General features: G+C 56.1%; 1 protein-coding gene. It reads right to left on the bottom strand.

The window, feature by feature from the left end; genetic code table 11:
- Nucleotides 1-297: 297 nt before the first annotated feature.
- The gene (locus J3L16_RS15715) at nt 298-1,494 is read right to left on the bottom strand and encodes an IS91 family transposase (RefSeq protein WP_207614011.1); all 1,197 of its coding nucleotides are present in this window, start codon (nt 1,492-1,494) and stop codon (nt 298-300) included.
- Nucleotides 1,495-1,648 lie beyond the last annotated feature (154 nt).

Consider the following 1,648-nt stretch of genomic DNA (forward strand, 5'->3'; position numbering starts at 1 on the left):
GTCTAAGGTTTGTGGCTGCTGTCAGCGGGAGTTGCAGCGGCGATAAATCTGACAAGGAGGAAAGCGTGGGCTGTTTTGGTGCTATGGGGATTGTGGCTTACTGCTGCGTTGTTCGATGCATTGAACAACGGGTTTGATGGTCTTGATAAGCATGTGGCAGTTGGTTTTCACAGTCTGACCTTGCCATCTGTGCCTTCGTGTCGCCCCCATTTACCTGACTTGGGTCGACCTGTGGGAAGTTGGCAGCAGTGATTGGTCCGGCGCATAGACATAAGAGCGGCGGGTATAAACAGTTCATCATGCGGCATCCTCCCATGGCGGCGCTCGGGATTTTGGAGTTTGGCCACGTTTGAATGTCTCAACAACGATCATCACGCCGCCGCATTTTGGGCATGCCTGTTCCTTCTCGTTGGCGTCGGCACAGTGATCGTCATCGGTCTTAAGATCAGCGACTGGGTCCACATCAAGCAATCTCCTGATCATCTCGATCCTGTTGCGACGAATGCCGTTCGCGAGGAAGCCTGTGTGGCGGATACGGTGGAAGCCAGAGGGTAGGACATGGATCAGGAACCGCCGGATGAACTCGGACGTGTTCAGGCGTATGACTTTCATCCGATCGCCAGATTTGATGCGGTAGTCTTTCCAATTGAAGGCTACGGTGTTGGCATCGGCACTCATAAGGCGATGATTTGAGATCGCTACCCGATGCGTGTAGCGGCTCAGATAGGCCAACACGGCTTCGGGTCCGCCGAAGGGTTGTTTGGCATAAACCACCCAATTGATTTTGCGCAGCGGTGCAAGATATGTCGCGAAGGCATCGGGATCGGCCAGCTTTGACATGCTGCCAAAGAACGCCAGCTTGTCCTCCTTGTGCAGCTTGGCCAACTCTTCGAGGAACAAGCGGCGGAATAACCGTGACAGGACTTTCACCGACACGAGGAACCCTTTGCGGCAGGCAACCCAACGCTGACCGTCGGATGACAAGCCGCCGCCCGGCACAACAACGTGGACATGGGGATGGTGCGTCATCGCCGAGCCCCACGTATGCAGCACCGATGTCATGCCGATCTTTGCGCCAAGATGTTTGGGATCCGCCGCAATGGTCAGCAGCGTCTGGGCAGATGCCTTAAACAGCAGACCATAGACCGCAGCCTTGTTTTGGTAGGCAATGTCGGCGACTTGCGACGGCAGGGTGAAGACCACGTGGAAATATTCGACCGGTAACAGATCCTCCATCCGTGCCTGCATCCAGTCTTGCGCCGCAGCGCCCTGACACTTCGGGCAATGCCGATTGCGACAGGAGTTGTAGGCGATGTGCTGGTGGCTGCATTTGGTGCAAGCCGCGACATGTCCGCCAAGGGCCGCAGTCCGGCAATTCTCTATCGCGGACATCACTTTCAACTGTGGCAGATTTAGATGCCCGGCATGTTCCCGGCGATAGGCAGCGCCATGGGCGCGGAAGACGTCCGCGACCTCCAGTTTGGGACGATGCACTGGTCGCCAAGCTTAGCCGGACCCGCCCTCTCGTTGCACAAGCAGATCAAGTGGGCTGGTGACGTTCTGGATCGTCTTGGTCGCCACCTTGGTATAGATCGTCGTCGTTTCCAGTTTAGCATGACCAAGCAAAACTTGGATTACTCGGATGTCA

The sequence above is a fragment of the Alteromonas sp. 5E99-2 genome (assembly GCF_017368475.1).
Lineage (GTDB): Bacteria > Pseudomonadota > Gammaproteobacteria > Enterobacterales > Alteromonadaceae > Alteromonas_F.